The sequence below is a fragment of the Aquabacterium lacunae genome (assembly GCF_004310865.1).
GTDB classification, from domain to species: Bacteria; Pseudomonadota; Gammaproteobacteria; order Burkholderiales; family Burkholderiaceae_C; genus Aquabacterium; species Aquabacterium lacunae.
In genome coordinates this window covers 615,070-630,647 of record NZ_SIXI01000002.1, presented here as the reverse complement: position 1 = coordinate 630,647, position 15,578 = coordinate 615,070, and the positions used below count along the sequence as shown (strand labels likewise).

13 protein-coding genes are annotated in these 15,578 nt (G+C 66.7%); 10 read left to right on the top strand and 3 right to left on the bottom strand.

What is annotated here, in order from left to right:
• Positions 1-296 precede the first annotated feature (296 nt).
• The 3 genes from EYS42_RS06600 to EYS42_RS06590 form a co-directional block, all read right to left on the bottom strand.
• A complete protein-coding gene (locus tag EYS42_RS06600; protein ID WP_130967378.1) occupies positions 297-737 on the bottom strand; it encodes a hypothetical protein in 441 nt (146 codons plus the stop codon).
• Positions 738-1,041: 304 nt separating this feature from the next.
• A complete protein-coding gene (locus EYS42_RS06595; protein WP_130967045.1) occupies positions 1,042-2,064 on the bottom strand; it encodes a DUF4394 domain-containing protein in 1,023 nt (340 codons plus the stop codon).
• A gap of 116 nt (positions 2,065-2,180) precedes the next feature.
• On the bottom strand, positions 2,181-2,813 hold the full coding sequence (locus tag EYS42_RS06590) for a response regulator (protein WP_130967044.1): 633 nt from the start codon (positions 2,811-2,813) through the stop codon (positions 2,181-2,183).
• Positions 2,814-2,881: 68 nt separating this feature from the next.
• Here EYS42_RS06590 and EYS42_RS06585 point away from each other — a divergent pair, with 68 nt between their 5' ends.
• From EYS42_RS06585 to EYS42_RS06540, 10 genes are all read left to right on the top strand, one after another.
• Complete coding sequence (locus tag EYS42_RS06585; RefSeq protein WP_130967043.1) at positions 2,882-4,714, top strand: response regulator; 1,833 nt, start codon at positions 2,882-2,884, stop codon at positions 4,712-4,714.
• 135 nt (positions 4,715-4,849) lie between these two features.
• On the top strand, positions 4,850-5,404 hold the full coding sequence (locus EYS42_RS06580; protein WP_130967042.1) for a chemotaxis protein CheW: 555 nt from the start codon (positions 4,850-4,852) through the stop codon (positions 5,402-5,404).
• A gap of 10 nt (positions 5,405-5,414) precedes the next feature.
• Positions 5,415-6,416 carry a methyl-accepting chemotaxis protein gene (locus tag EYS42_RS06575; RefSeq protein ID WP_130967041.1) on the top strand — a complete coding sequence of 334 codons (1,002 nt, stop codon included), beginning with the start codon at positions 5,415-5,417 and terminating at the stop codon, positions 6,414-6,416.
• Positions 6,417-6,433: 17 nt separating this feature from the next.
• Positions 6,434-6,802 carry a response regulator gene (locus tag EYS42_RS06570; protein ID WP_130967040.1) on the top strand — a complete coding sequence of 123 codons (369 nt, stop codon included), beginning with the start codon at positions 6,434-6,436 and terminating at the stop codon, positions 6,800-6,802.
• Positions 6,799-7,146 (top strand): STAS domain-containing protein, encoded by a 348-nt coding sequence (locus tag EYS42_RS06565; protein WP_130967039.1) that lies wholly within the window; start codon positions 6,799-6,801, stop codon positions 7,144-7,146. Before EYS42_RS06570 ends, EYS42_RS06565 begins: the two co-directional genes overlap by 4 nt.
• Entirely contained in the window at positions 7,143-9,389 is a 2,247-nt protein-coding gene (locus EYS42_RS06560) for a chemotaxis protein CheA (protein WP_130967038.1), read from the top strand. Before EYS42_RS06565 ends, EYS42_RS06560 begins: the two co-directional genes overlap by 4 nt.
• A gap of 18 nt (positions 9,390-9,407) precedes the next feature.
• Positions 9,408-11,531 carry a methyl-accepting chemotaxis protein gene (locus EYS42_RS06555; RefSeq protein ID WP_130967037.1) on the top strand — a complete coding sequence of 708 codons (2,124 nt, stop codon included), beginning with the start codon at positions 9,408-9,410 and terminating at the stop codon, positions 11,529-11,531.
• Positions 11,532-11,562: 31 nt separating this feature from the next.
• Positions 11,563-14,178: a methyl-accepting chemotaxis protein gene (locus EYS42_RS17270; protein WP_130967036.1), complete on the top strand. Its 2,616-nt coding sequence runs from the start codon at positions 11,563-11,565 to the stop codon at positions 14,176-14,178.
• 19 nt (positions 14,179-14,197) lie between these two features.
• Positions 14,198-15,010 (top strand): CheR family methyltransferase, encoded by an 813-nt coding sequence (locus EYS42_RS06545; protein WP_130967035.1) that lies wholly within the window; start codon positions 14,198-14,200, stop codon positions 15,008-15,010.
• Between the two features lie 7 nt (positions 15,011-15,017).
• Positions 15,018-15,578: a chemotaxis protein CheD gene (locus EYS42_RS06540; RefSeq protein ID WP_165456647.1), complete on the top strand. Its 561-nt coding sequence runs from the start codon at positions 15,018-15,020 to the stop codon at positions 15,576-15,578.

Genomic DNA, 15,578 nt, shown 5'->3' with positions numbered 1-15,578 from the left:
GAAGCGAACGTTAGTGTTCTGCGTAGATGGCGGTCCGCATTTGCTTAGAGCAGTCGGTCAGCGGGCCGCGCTCAAAAGCCGCTACTAGCCTAATGCTGAAGTCCACCGACCCCTTCATGACACCTCCTGGCAGTTCCCGCATGAAGCGCGATCCCGGCGTCTTCGACGTGCCCAGGCTTGGCGCTCCACGCGAGAATGTCAGGCATGGGTCAAGCCAGGGTTTGAAACCAGAGCACTGACGCTGGGCCTCGCGTGCCCCAAAGCCTGCGAACCTGATCGCCGTGGGGTTCGGTCGTTCACACTTTGGCGAGAAAGGCCGCCGCGTCACCCGCTTCACACTTCCAGTCTGCGAAGACCCCCACCAGACTGCACTCCACGCAGCGGCAAGCGATGTAGCACCAGCGCACGTCATGGGTGCCCTCGTGCACGGAGACGCCGGACACCAGCTCAAACACTTCGTTCTCGCACACGCACTCGTGCGTCTCGGGCATCGCCTCTTCAAGGTGCTCCGCGCTGTCGCCCATCAGGTGCTCCTGCCCACAGTCGGTGCAGGTTCGGATGGCCACGCCAGCTTCCTCATCGGTCTGCAGAGCGAAGTGCCTGCACCCGCAGTCGCATTTGGACGTGGCAAACCGGACGGCCTCATGGCGATTCGCAATGCTGTAGCTGCGCAGCTCAGCCTGGATGTCGCCCGACGTCGTCCCGTACCAGAACTCGCCCTTCTTTGTCAGTGCCATTGATGTTGCTCCATTCTTCAAGTTGAGCTTCCCGGCAGGCTTGCCCCATTGGTCTGGATTTTGCCTGGAGACCTGGCGAATCGTCGTCAAGGGGGCTGGTCGGGAGGCGCATGGAGCCTGGCGCTTTGGCCACCGGCAGATGCGCAGCTGTTGCTGAACCTGAACACTCAGAGCCCTCAACGTTTGCATCTCCTCTCCTCCCACCCCAAAACAAAGCCCCGCCCATGTCCACCATGCGCGGGGCTTCTTTCATTCACACGCCGCCTCGGCCCTCAGGCCTCGGCAGCGCCAGGTCAGTGGCGGCTCAGCGCTGCCCGTGCGGAATGGCAATGTCCACCAGGCTGATGCCGGTGGCCAGCTTGCCCTTGGCGCTCAGCTTGCCGGTCAGCAGGTTCACGCTGTGCAGCGTGGTCTGGCCGTCGGCCGCGGTGGTGGTGGCCAGCGCGCGGTTGTCGGTGGTGACGCCGCCTTGCACGGTGCTGAAAATGTCAAAGCCCGTGAACTCGCCCACGTCTTGCTGCAGCTTGCCGGTGGCCACCAGCACGCCGGCGTTCGGGGGCGATTGCAGGGCCACCTGGTCGAGGTTGGCGTCGATCACGAACAGCGCCGTGGCCGTGGCGGCGGCGTTGGTGGGGGCAGCGGCGGGGCTCACATCGTTGTTGATGTAAGCCGCGGCCACCACGCCGCTGGCGGTGGTGCCTGCGGTGTAGTTCAGGGGCGCGTCGGTGGCGGTGGTGCCGCCAGCGTCCACGTTGTGGCGCAGGTTCTGGCCGGTGTTGGTGACAATGCGCAGGCGGTCGGCCGCGGGGTTGAAGTCAGCGGCCACGCGGGTGCCCTGCAGGGCCACGGTCAGGCGGTTGCTCAGGGTGGCCACGCCGGTGGCCGGGTCGATGCGGTACACGCCGCCGGCATTGCCCAGGCCGTACAGGGCGCCGTCGGCCGCGCGGTGGTCAATGGCCAGCACCTGGGTGTCCACCTGCAGGCCGTTCACGGTGGCCAGCACGCGCACGTGGCCGGGCAGGGCTTCATGGAAGCACACCAGGCGGCCATCGGTGGTCAGGCCCAGCACTTCCAGGCTGCTGAAGGGCAGGGCGGGGTGGCGGTTGGGGCTGGCTTCGGTGTCCAGGGGGCGGCTGGCGCATTGCAGCACCTGCGGCTTGAATGAGCCCTTCAGTTGCACCGCGATCGAGCCCGAAGCCTCCACCCGGTGGCCCCCGGCCGATGCCGACCCCGAGGCCGAGCCCTGGCCGCTTCCGGCGGCGGTGGTGGCGAATGCGGCGGTGGCCGCCAGGCTGAGGGCAGAGGCAGTGATCAGGGCACGGTACATGGCAACTCCAGGGGTGAATGGGAAGGCAGACCAGTCGTCTGCTTCCACCCCTTACGCGCGCGGGTGCCGTTCAGATGCAGCGGGGTGCCAAAAAATCACGCACCGGGCCGCCAGGGTCACACGTTCAGGCCCTGTGCCAGGGCGTAGCGCGTCAGGCTGGCCACGTCGTGCAGGTCCAGCCTCTGGATCAGTTCGGCCCGGTGGTAGGCCACGGTCTTGAGGCTCACGCCCATGTCGCGGGCAATTTCCTTGTTGGTCAGGCCGCGGGCAATGCCGCGCAACACGTCTTGCTGGCGCGGGGTCAGGGGCACGGGCTCCGGGCTGGCCGGCAGCATCACGGCCGTGGCCACGCTGGGGCTGAGGTAGATCTGCCCGGCCGTCACGGCCTTCAGGGCCATGGCCAGCTCGTCCATCACGAAATCTTTCGAGACATAGCCGCGGGCCCCTGCGGCCAGCGCGTTGCGGGCCACCTGCGCCTCGGTGCTGGCCGACAAGATCAGCACCTTCACCGCAGGCTGGCGGTCGTGCAGCACGCGTGTGATGGCCACGCCATCAGGGCCCGGCATCTGCAAATCGAGCAAAAGCACGTCGGGAGGGGTGCTTTCACAGGCTTCGAGTGCCTGCTGCCCGTCAGACACTGCGCCTGCGGGTGACACACCGTCGATCTGCGACAGCAGCGAGACGATGCCGGCACGCACCAGCAACTGGTCGTCGGCCACCATCACGCGCACGGAAGGGTTCAAGGGCATCGGGTCACACCGGGGCTTGCACTTCTTTCATTTTCGGCAACCGGCAGTTCAGTCCCTGGGGAATCTTCGTGAATCCGTCACGTCAGCCCGGTGCAGTGCCCCCTGAGGCCCTCGGCCCAGCGCCAGAGGCAGCGCCTGACATGCGCCATGCGGGCGAGCTGGCGCCGCAGCTGGCGGCCATTTCGCACGAACTGCGCACGCCCTTGCAGGCCATCATCGCCTTCAGCCAGCTGGCGCAGATGGACTGGCCCAGCGGGGTCGACCGCCGTTACCTCAGCCGCATTGACCAGGCCTCGCGCCTGATGCTGCGGGTGGTCAATGACCTGCTGGACCTCAGCCACCTGGAGCGCGGCACCCTGGAGGTGCTGCCCGATCAGCCGCTGGACCTGTCCAACTTGCTGGCCCAGGTGCTGGCCACGGCCGACGGCTTGCGCCAGGGGCGCCCCATTGCCCTGTATCTGCAGGCCGAGGGCCTGAGTGGTGTGGCCCTGCGGGGTGACGGCAAGCGCATCGAGCAGGTGCTGCTGAACCTGCTGGCCAATGCCTTGCGTTTCACCGATGTCGGGGTGGTGACGGTGGGCGCCCGGGTGCTGGCGCACGAAGGGGCCACACTCACGGTGCGTTTGTCGGTGGGCGACACCGGTGTGGGCATGGCAGAACACACCCTCGCCCGTGTGCTGGACCCCGAGCAGGTGACCCTGGGCGCTGGCGCCACGGCGCGTGGCGGTTCGGGCTTCGGCTTGCGCATCGTGCACCGCCTGTTGCAGCGCATGGGCAGCCAGTTGCAGGGGGTGTCGGTGCAAGGCGGGGGCAGCCTGATGTGGTTCGATCTGAGCCTGCAGGCCACCGTGCAGCGGCGAGAGCCGCCAGTGCACCACACGCAGGACGCCGTGTTCAGCGCCGACCCGCGCTTTGTGGACACCGTGCAGGCCTTGTGGGCCGGTCGACAGCGCCCCTTGCTGGTGTTGCAAGATCCTGAGCAGCAGGCGGCCCAGGCCACGGGCCACTGGGTGATCGACCAGGCCCACCCGCAAGCCAGCCGGTGGTTGCGCCATGCGCGCCTGATGGGGCGCACGGTGTGGTCGGTCAGTGCGCTGCCGGCTGAGGCGCAGGGCCACACGCTGGCCTTGCTGGCCGACTCGGTGTTGGGCTCGCCCCAGGCCCTGCGTTTGCAGCTGGACCCGGCCTTGCAGGGGCTGCGGGTGCTGGTGGTCGAAGACAACCTGCTGAACCAGGAAGTGGTGCGTGACCAGTTGCGTCGCATGGGCGCCGAGGCCAGCACGGCAGGCAGCTGTGGCGAGGCCCGGGCCATGCTGGTGCACGGCCCCTTTGATGTGGTGCTGGCCGACATGCAGCTGCCTGACGACACGGGCCTGGGCCTGGGCCGCTGGCTGCGTGAGCACCCGCGCCTGGCCGCACAACCGTTCATATTGCTCAGTGCCCACCTCTCGGCCGACGACCGGCAGGCGGCTCGGGCCCTGGGTGCGCTGGGCTGCCTGCTCAAGCCGCACGACCCGCTGGAACTGCAGGCCTTGCTGAGGCAACTGCCGGCACGCCGGCCGCAGGGGGCGGGCAGCACCACCCCGGCAGGCTCAGGCATCGAGCGTGCCCAGGCCGGCTTGCGGGCCTTGTCGGGGCTGGACCTCAAACTGCTGTTTCGCAGCGAATGGCCGGCCTTGCGCCTGGCTTTGCAGCGGGCCCAGGGCGCGGCTGAGCAACGCAAGGCCGTGCATGCCATCCGAGGCTCGCTGGCGGTGCTCGGCCATTCGCCCGAGTTGCTGGCGGCCCGCGCCCTGGAAGAGCAGTTGCTGGCCGGGCAGGCTTTGCAGTCGCCACAGCTGCAGTCTTTCCTGAACCAGATCGAAGTGATGCTGGGCCTGTGGCCACCCCATCCCGGGTGACGACCCGGGATCGGCCCCGGGCAGCAGCCCGATTCAATTTCCTGGCTGCATTGCCGAAAATTTGTCCAACGATTGCATGTTTTCGCCTTCTGGGCGGGGCATGCCCCCCACCCAGACCGTGTTGCCGGAGGCACCATGCATGTCGCAGACACCGGGCTTGATCGCCCCGCTCAGGTGGCCAAGGAGGCCCTGAGCAACCGCCGTACCGTTCAGGCGGGCACGGCGCAGTACCTCACGTTCCACTCCGCAGGGGCCACCTATGCCATGGGCATCGTGGCCATCAAGGAGATCATCGAGTACGGCGCCATCACCACCATCCCCTTGATGCCCGTGTTCATCCGCGGCGTCATCAACCTGCGGGGCGCGGTGGTGCCCGTGATCGACCTGTCGGCCCGGCTGGGCTTCGAGCCCGCCCAGCCGCATCGGCGCACCTGCATCGTCATTGTCGAGATGCGCCATGAAGACGAGATCTTCGAGATGGGCGTGGTGGTCGATGGCGTCAGCGAAGTCATCGAGCTGTCCGAGGCTGATCTGGAGCCACCGCCCACCTTTGGCGCCAACATCCGCAGCGACTTCATCCAGGCCATGGCCCGCATCCGCGGTCAGTTCGTGATCGTGATGAACCTGGGGCAGGTGTTGTCGATCGACGAGGTCTCGCACCTGGCCCGCATGGGGCAGGGCAGCGCTTGAGGGCCCGGCCATGAACATGTTTGCACGACGCACGCTCGATGCACTGGGCTGGCACCACAGCGAAGCGGCTGCGGCCCACATGGCCCAGCCTGATGGGCGCGAGCCCCTGGTCGAACTGATCGATGTGTGGTGCCGCCAGATCGACGCGGCCACCACGCATGGCACCAAGTCGGTTGACAGCCTCACGCAGGTGTTTGCCCAGATCGAGCGACAGCTGGCCGAGGCCATCGACATGACACAGTCGGCCGCCCAGGCCATGGGTGGGACAGGCGGCGGCATCGGCGGAGCAGCCGAACAGGCCCGCCACCGGCTGGAGCACGTGATCGGCCTGATCGAAGGCGCGGTGTCGGCCAACCACCAATTGTTCGACGCGGTGACCGAAGCCGTGCAGGCCGTGCGTGAGCTCAACGAGACCGCCGCCTCGGTGGAAAAGATCTCGCAGATGACCACGCTGCTGTCCATCAATGCCCGCATCGAAGCAGCCCGCGCTGGCGAGGCTGGCCAGGGCTTCTCGGTGGTGGCCGACGAGGTGCGCCGCCTGGCCGCGCAGTCGCGGCAGGAGTCGCAGACCATCATGGCCCGCGTGGCCCGCATCGAAAGCGTGATCCAGGACACGGCCAGCAAGGCCGAGGCCCTGCGCAAGCGCGACACCGAGCTGATCGAGCAAAGCCGCCAGGACATGGTGCAGATCCTCGATGAGCTCAATGCCCCGGTGCAGGGGGTGATGGACGCGGCCGATGCGCTGTGCCAGATCGGCCAGAGTACCCGCATGTCGGTCAGTGACGCGCTGGTGCAGTTCCAGTTCATGGACCGCATCGGCCAGCGCCTGGCCCACGTGCACTCCAGCCTGGCCTTGCTGGGCCAGGAGCTGCACACCGACTGGCCGCAAGCCCACCAGGTGGCCGAGCTGGACCGCCAGCTGCTGGCCTCCTACACCATGCAGGAAGAAAAGCGCACCCACCGCAACGAACCCGAACCAGCCGACGACAACGACGGCCTGGTGATGTTCTGACGCGCACGGAGGACCCTATGGCCAAATGCATCCTGATCGTTGACGACTCGTCGTCTGTCCGCACCGTGGTGGGCATTGCCCTGCGCGGCGCCGGCTACGAAGTGGTCGAGGCCGGAGACGGCGCCCAAGCCTTGCAGCAGCTCAATGGCCGCAAGGTGAACCTGATCATCAGCGACGTGAACATGCCGGTGATGGACGGGCTGACCTTCCTCAAGGAGGTCAAGAAGAGCGCGGCCCACAAGTTCGTGCCCGTGATGATGCTGACCACCGAATCGGCCGAAGAGAAGATGGCCATCGGCCGGGCCGAAGGGGCCCGCGCCTGGATGACCAAGCCCTTCAAGCCCGAGCAGATGCTGGCCGCTGTCCAGAAGCTGGTGCTGCCATGAGCGACGTGCGCCACCACCACGACGGGCAACAGCACCAGCTGGCGCTGATCGGCCCTCTGACCATTGCCGAAGCCGCGGAAACGCGCCAGGCCCTGCTGGCCACGCTCGATGCGGCCGAGCGCCAGGGCGATGTGGCCGTTGACCTCAGTGGCATCACCGACTTCGACACCGCTGGCGCGCAACTGCTGGTGGCCACCTCGCGCTGGTTGCGCCAGCGCGGACAGATTCCCCAGCTGAACGCGGCCTCGCCTTCGGTGCTGGCCGTGGCCCAGGCCCTGGGCGCTTCGGCCCCTGATCTGGTGTGCGGCTTTGGCCGCACCCCCACCCCGGGAGGTGTGCAATGAGCATGGACATGCAAGCCGCCGTGCAGGCCTTTCTGGTGGAGGGCCGCGAGCTGGCCCAGGAGCTTGAGCAGGGCCTGCTGAGCCTGGAACAAGGCCACGACCCGAACGATGCCAACCTGATCAACGCCATGTTCCGGGCGGCCCACACCATCAAGGGCTCGGCCGGCATCGTGGGCATCGACAGCCTGACCCGCTTCACGCACAAGGTCGAGACCCTGCTGGACCGCGTGCGCTCGGGCGAGCCGCTGCTCGATGGCGGCATGATCACCCAGCTGCTGCGTTGCTGTGACCACATCAACCGCCTGCTGGACCTGGCCGAGCGCGGTGACCCGCTGGGGCAGGAAGCCTCGGGCGACGAAGCGGCCTTGCTGGCCGGGCTCGATCCGGCCGCACCGGGGCAGCCCGCCGCGTCGGCCACAGTGTCGACGGGCGCCTCGCCTGCCGCACCCACCACGGCAGGCGCTGATGCCGCCCAGGGCTTTCGCCTGTGGGCCGTGTTCGGCCGCGACAGCCTGCGCGACGGCATGGACCCGGCCTCGGCCCTGATCTACCTGAGCGAGCGCGTGCACATCCAGCGCAGCGCGCTGGTCACGCCGCATGTGCCGCCGCTGGACAAGCTCGACGCCGAGGACTGCTGGGTGGCCCTGGCCCTGGAGGCCGACAGTGGCGTCATCGACGATGCGCGTGAAGCCTTCGAATTCTTCCTCGACCGCACGGTCATGGTGATGTTGCCGCTTGGTGCATCGCTGACCGAGGTGCACGAGGCCCTGGCCCCGGTGCGCGAGGCGCTGGGCGATGTGGCACCCACCGAATGGCTGGACAGCGGGCTGCTCAAGGCCGGTGAATGGGCCGCGTTGCCGGCCTTGCCAACCCCTGCCGCTGCATCCGCCGGTGGTTGGGAGCCTCATGCGCCCGCCACAGCGGCCACCACGGCGCCCACCACGGTGCCCACCAGCACGGCCACTTCGGCGACCCCATCAGCCACCTCGGGCGCCAGCGCCTCCCCGGCTGGCGGCAGCGCCCGCTTCGTGCGTGTGCCCGCCGAACGGCTGGACGAGCTGATCGTGCAGGTGGGCGAACTGGTGATCGCCAGTGCCGGGGTGGACGTGCTGGCGCGCGACACCCGCAACACCCGCCTGCAGGAAGCCGTGAGCGCCCTGATGCAGCTGGTCGATGGCATCCAGTCGGGCACGCTGCAGCTGCGCATGGTGCCCATTGGCGAGACCTTCAGCCGCTTCCAGCGCGTGGTGCGCGATGTTTCACGTGAGCTGGGCAAGTCCATCCAGCTGGAGATCGTGGGCGGTGACACCGAACTCGACAAGGCCATGGTCGAACGCATCGGTGACCCGCTGATGCACCTGGTGCGCAACGCCATGGACCACGGCCTGGAAACCCCCGAAGAGCGCCGCCGCACCGGCAAGCCCGAGATGGGCACGCTGCGGCTGCGCGCCTTCCACGAATCAGGCAATGTGGTGGTCGAGGTCAGTGACGACGGCCGCGGCCTGGACCGCGACCGCATCCTCCACAAGGCCTTGCAGAAGGGCCTGATCACCACCGCCGAGGGCCTGACCGACCCCGAGGTGTTCCAGCTGATCTTCGAGCCCGGGTTCTCCACCGCCGAGCAGGTCACCAACCTGTCGGGCCGTGGCGTGGGCATGGACGTGGTCAAGAAGAGCATCGAAGCGCTGCGTGGTGCCATCACGCTCAACTCCCGCAAGGGCGAAGGCACCTTGCTGCAGATGCGCCTGCCGCTCACCTTGGCCATCATCGACGGCTTCATGGTGGGCGTGGACCATGAGCGCTTCATCGTGCCGCTGGATGTGGTGGTGGAGTGCATCGAGCTGCCACCCGATGCCCTGGTGCCCGAGCGGCCCATGTACCTGAACCTGCGCGGCGAGGTGCTGCCTTATGTCAGCTTGCGCCAGACCTTCCAGATCGGCGGCGAGGTGACCCGCCGACCCAGCGTGGTCGTGGTGCGCTCAGGCGAGTTCAAGACCGGCATCCTGGTCGACACCTTGCACGGCGAGATCCAGACCGTGATCAAGCCCATGAGCGGCATCTTCAAGCACATGAAGTCAATTTGTGGCACCAGCATCCTGGGCACGGGCGACATCGCGCTCATTCTCGATGTGAACCAGCTGGTGCAGGGATCGGTCGACAAGGCCACCCGGATGGCTGCCGCGGCCGCCAGTGCCAGCACGCCCGCTGCCAGTGTGGCCGCGGCCAGCACCCACCACCTCTGAAGTACGAGGAGACCCCCCATGAGCATTCTGGACTTGCTTGCCAGTGGCACCCACCGCGAGGTGCAACAACGTTCGCGTCGCGCCCTTCAGGCCATTCAGGCCCACGAAGCCGCACCGACCCTGGACGCCGACGAGATCAGCGGCACAGCGGGCGATTACGCGGGCCTGCTGCGCCAGTGGCACGACATGGCCCATGCCCTGGACCAGCGCGTGCTGGCCTTGGCCGACGAGGTGCAGTGCCTGAAGCAGTCACAAGCTGCGGTCAGCGCCGAGAAGGCTTCGCTCGAGGCGGAACTGCAGGCCCTGGGTCGCTCTCAGGCCCTGATCAGCTTCGACCCGCATGGGATGGTGCTGGATGCCAACGAGAACTTCTGCAAGGTGTCGGGCTACACGGTCGATGAGATCCGCGGCAAGCACCACAGCCTGTTCATCTGCACTGCCGAGCGAGAAAGCCCGGAGTACCGCGAATTCTGGGCACGGCTGTCGCAAGGGCGGTTCGACGCCGGGCGCTACAAGCGCATCGGCAAGGGCGGGCGCGAGTTCTGGATCCAGGCCAGCTACAACCCCGTCATGGGCCCTGATGGCCATGTGATCAAGGTGGTCAAGATCGCCTCGGACATCACCGAGCACCGCATGCGCCAGGCCGACATGCAAGGACAGCTGGCGGCCATCAGTCGGTCGCAGGCGGTCATCGAGTTCGACCTCAAGGGCAACATCTTGACGGCCAATGACAACTTCCTGGCCACGGTGGGGTACAGCCTCGACGAAATCAAGGGGCGCCACCACAGCATGTTCGCTGAGCCTGCTTACCGCGATTCGCAGGACTACCGTGCCTTCTGGGAGCGACTGGGCGCAGGGCATTTCGACACAGGTCGCTACCTGCGCTTGGGCAAGGGCGGTCGACCGATCTGGATCCAGGCCACCTACAACCCGATCTTCGACCCCGACGGCCGGCCCGTGAAGGTGGTCAAGTTCGCCACCGACATCACCGAGCAGACCCTGGCCCAGCAGCGTTTCGAGGCCGATCTGGCCGCCGTGATCGACCGTGCGGCTCGCGGTGATTTCGCTGCACGCATGGAGTTGGCCGGTCGCACAGGCTTCTTCGAGCAGATGGGCCGCGCCACCAACGGCCTGCTCGACACGGTGGACCAAAGCCTGCAGAGCCTTCGCCGCTCACTGGCGGCCCTCTCGGAGGGCCACCTGGACCACGTCATGGAAGAGCAGTTCGAGGGCGTGTTTGCCGAGTTGAAGACATCGTTCAACAGCACGGTGCAGCAGCTGGCCCAGATCATTTCCGAGGTGCGCGGCAACGCAGAGGCGCTGGCCTCTGCCGCAACCCAGGTGTCAGGCACTTCGCAGAGCCTGGCCCAGGGCGCCAACGAGCAGGCCGCCAGCGTGGAAGAAACCTCGGCCGCGATGGAGGAGATGTCGCAGTCGATCTCGCAGAACGCCGACAACGCCAAGATCACCGATGGCATGGCCCGCAAGGCCGCGGGCGAGGCCAATGAAGGCGGGTCCGCTGTGGGCGCCACGGTCGATGCCATGAAGAGCATCGCCAACAAGATTGGCATCATCGACGACATCGCCTACCAGACCAACCTGCTGGCCCTGAACGCGGCCATCGAAGCGGCCCGTGCAGGCGAGCACGGCAAGGGCTTCGCGGTGGTGGCCGCCGAAGTGCGCAAGCTGGCCGAGCGCAGCCAGGTGGCCGCTCAGGAGATCGGCGAGCTGGCCACAGGCAGCGTGAAGACCGCCGAACGTGCAGGCACCTTGCTGGGCGAGATCGTGCCAGCCATCCGGCGCACCAGTGACCTGGTGCAGGAGATCACGGCCGCCAGCGACGAGCAGTCCACGGGCGTCGGCCAGATCAACACCGCCATGGCCCAACTCAGCCAGCTGACCCAGCAGAACGCAGCAGGCAGTGAAGAATTGGCCGCCACGGCCGAAGAGATGACGGCCCAGGCGGAGAAGCTGCGTCAGCTGATGGGCTTCTTCCTGTTGCCTGCGCAGATGCAGGGGACCATGCCTGGCTCCAGCCTCGAGCGCACACCATCGCCCTCGGCGGGGTGGCGCGCACCCGGGGCCCGACGAATCGAAACGGGTGCGACGCCCGATGACATGAAGTTCCGTCGCATGCAGTGAGACCGACCAACTGATTGCTAAGGGGCACCACATGGGCACGATCGACTTCTTCCTGTCACGCCATCACGAACAACTGGCCGCCTGGTCACGCGACGCGATGGGCAAGATCAAAGCGGGCCAGGAGGCCACAGCCCTCGACCTGAGCGCCTACCAGGGCTCGACACTGGTGTATGCGCAGCAGTTCGAGGCCTGGCGCGCGCTGGCAGTGCAACAGGCGAGCGAGTCTGCTGCGAAGCAGGCCACCGATGCACAACAGATCGTGGCCGCGCACGCCTGCCTGTCGGAGCGCGAGGCCACGCTGGACGCCATCAAGCGCTCGCAGGCCGTGATCGAGTTCGATCCCCACGGCACCATCGTCGATGCCAACCCGCTGTTCTGCCAGGCACTGGGTTACGCCCTTGACGAGATCCGGGGCAAGCACCACAGCCTGTTTGTCGAGCCCGCCTACCGCGACTCGGCTGCCTACCGCAGCTTCTGGGAGCGCCTGGGCAGTGGCACCTTCGATGCAGGTCAGTACAAGCGGATCGCCAAGGGAGGCCGCGAGGTCTGGATCCAGGCCAGCTACAACCCGGTCATGGGGCCTGACGGCAAGGTGGCCAAGGTGATCAAGGTGGCGGCCGACATCACAGCCGACAAGCTGCGCAATGCCGACTACGAAGGCCAGCTGGCCGCCATCGGCAAGTCGCAGGCCGTGATCGAGTTCGATCTGCAGGGCAACATCCTGCATGCCAACGACAACTTCTGCCGCACCCTGGGCTACAAGCTCGACGACATCAAGGGCCGGCACCACAGCCTGTTTGTCGAGCCGGCCTACCGTGAAAGCAACGAGTACCGCGCTTTCTGGGACCGCCTGGGGGCCGGCCAGTACGATTCAGGTCAGTACAAGCGCATCGGGCAAGGTGGGCGCGAGGTCTGGATCCAGGCCAGCTACAACCCCATCTTCGACATGAACGGCAAGCCGTTCAAGGTGGTCAAGTTCGCCACCGACATCACGGCAGAAAAGCTCAAGCAGGCCGATTTCCAGGGGCAGCTGGCCGCCATCGGTCGCTCGCAGGCCGTCATCGAGTTCGACCTCAAGGGCAACATCCTGCACGCCAACGAGAACTTCTGCCGCACGGTGGGGTACGCGCTGGACGAGATCCGTGGCAAGCACCACAGCCTGTTCGTCGACGCAGCCCACCGTGACAGCCTGGAGTACCGCAACTTCTGGGAGCGCCTGGGCAATGGCCAGTTCGAGGCCGGGCTGTTCCGTCGCGTGGGGCAGGGCGGCAAGGAGATCTGGATCCAGGCCAGCTACAACCCCATCCTGGACATGAACGGCAAGCCGTTCAAGGTGGTCAAGTACGCCAGCGATGTCACGGCCGCCACGGTGTCGACCCGCAACTTCGAGAAGGAGCTCGAACGCGTGGTGGGCGAAGCCAGCCAGGGCGACTTCGACCAGCGCTTCGAGGTCGAGAACAAGGACGGCGTGCAGCGCATGACCGCCGAAGGCATCAACCGCCTGCTTGAAGCCAGCCAGCAAGGGTTGCGTGAAGTGCAACGCCTCACGCAGCGCGCCGTGGCGGGTGATTTCTCGGCCCGCATTCCGCTGCAGGGGCGCAGTGGCTTCTTCCTCGAGATGGGGCAGGGCACCAACGACCTGATGGAAGTGGTCGAAAACGGCTTGCAGGCGGTCAACACCGCCCTCGATGCCTTGGCACGGGGCAACCTGGAACACACCATCGACGACGATTTCCAGGGCACCTTCGACGACCTCAAGCAGGCCTTCAACGACACGGTGTCCAAGCTGCGGCACATCATCAGCGAGGTGCGCAGCAACGCCGACGCGCTGGCCTCGGCCGCCACGCAGATCTCGGGCACTTCGCAGAGCCTGGCCCAGGGCGCCAACGAACAAGCCGCCAGCGTGGAAGAAACCTCGGCGGCCATGGAAGAAATGTCGGCCTCTATCGCCCAGAACGCCGACAACGCCAAGGTCACTGACGGCATGGCCCGCAAGGCCGCAGGTGAAGCCAACGAAGGCGGTGCGGCTGTGGGCGCGACGGTCGATGCCATGAAGAGCATCGCCAACAAGATCGGCATCATCGATGACATCGCCTACCAGACCAACCTGCTGGCCCTGAACGCCGCCATCGAGGCTGCGCGCGCGGGCGAGCACGGCAAGGGCTTCGCGGTGGTGGCCGCTGAAGTGCGCAAGCTGGCCGAGCGAAGCCAGGTGGCCGCACAGGAAATTGGCGAGCTGGCCGCTGGCAGCGTGAAGACGGCCGAGCGGGCTGGCTCCTTGCTGGGCGAGATCGTGCCAGCCATCCGCAAGACCAGCGACCTGGTGCAGGAAATCACGGCCGCCAGTGACGAGCAATCGACCGGCGTCAGCCAGATCAACACCGCCATGAGCCAGCTCACACAGCTCACGCAGCAAAACGCTGCCGGCAGTGAAGAGCTGGCCGCCACGGCCGAGGAAATGACGGCACAGGCCGAGAAGCTGCGCCAGACCATGGGCTTCTTCCAGGTGGGGCAGGCCGCGCTCGACGGTGCCGTGATGCCGATGTCGCCCCGAGGCGGCGCGTTCAGGGCCCCCGAGCCTCGCCGCAGCATGCCGGTGGACGACCACGGCGACGAAGGCAAGTTCCGCCGCATGACGGTGCGCTGATCCAAATCGGGGGCACACCATGCTGGGCGCAACCATCTCTGACAACGAGTTCGATCGGCTGCGGCGCTTTTTCGAAGGGGCCTCGGGCATCAAGCTGGCCGACAGCAAGAAAGTGCTGGTGTGCGGGCGCCTGTCCAAGCGCCTGCGCCACTGGGGCTTGCAGACCTACCGCGAGTACATCGACTTCATCGAGGCCAAAGGCCATGAAGACGAGCGACAGACCGCGGTCGATCTGCTCACCACCAACGAGACCCACTTCTTCCGTGAGCCCAAGCACTTCGACTTCCTGCGCGAAGAGCTGGCGCGCATGCAGCGCACGGGTCTCAAAGGGTCTTTGCGCTTGTGGAGTGCGGCCAGCTCCACCGGGGAAGAGGCCTACAGCCTGGCCATGACCCTGGCCGAAACGCTGGGCGATCGGCCCTGGCAGATCTTCGCTTCCGACCTCTCCACCAAAGTGCTGGACGATGCGCGGCGGGCCATCTACCCGGCCGTGCGGGCCGACGAAGTGCCGCGCCCCCTGGCCGTGAAGTACCTGCTGGAGGGCTTTGACGAGTACGAGGGCTACTACCGTGTCGAGCCCGGCCTGCGCAAGCGGGTCAGCTTCGCGCAGGTGAACCTGATGGAGCCCTTGCCTGCGATGGAGCCCTTCGACATGATCTTCCTGCGCAACGTGTTGATCTACTTCGACAACGCAGGCAAGAAGAAGATCGTCGAGTCACTGGTCAGGCGCCTCAAGCCCGGCGGGTTGCTTTTCATCGGCCACTCTGAAACCCTCGGAGGCATCACCGATGTCGTCAAGCCCGTGGTGCCCACCATCTACCGGCTCCCTTGAGCAGCCGGTGACCCGCAGGCGCCAGCCCTCTGATTCAGGGCAGGGCACGCGGGCACGTTCTTTCGAGACCACCGGCATGGTGGACGAAGGCCTCAATGGGCAGGCCTCGGTGTTCCTGAGGCCCGGTGACTGGTTCTTCGGGGCCGGCCCACACAAGGTCAGCACCATGCTGGGCTCGTGCGTGTCGGTGGTGATGTGGTCGCCCCGGCTCAGCCTGGGGGCCATGTGCCACTGCCTGCTGCCGACACGGCCTTTGCCGCGTGCAGTGCCCGCCATGTCGGCCGGGCATTACGTGGACGAGGCCCTTGACTGGATGGCACAGCACTTTCATGCCCACCACTGCCCCATGCGCAGCCTGGACATCGCCTTGGTGGGCGGGGCCACCGCGCACGACTCGTCGATCGGGGCGTCCAATGTGCGCAAAGCCCAGGCATGGCTGGACGCGCACGGTGTGAACCCCATGCAGATGGATGTCGGGGGGCGTGTGGTGCGCCGCCTGAGTTTCGGGCTGGCAGACGGCGCCCTCAACATTGCCCACGGCGGCCGCCTGGGCCCTTCGGAGGTGTGA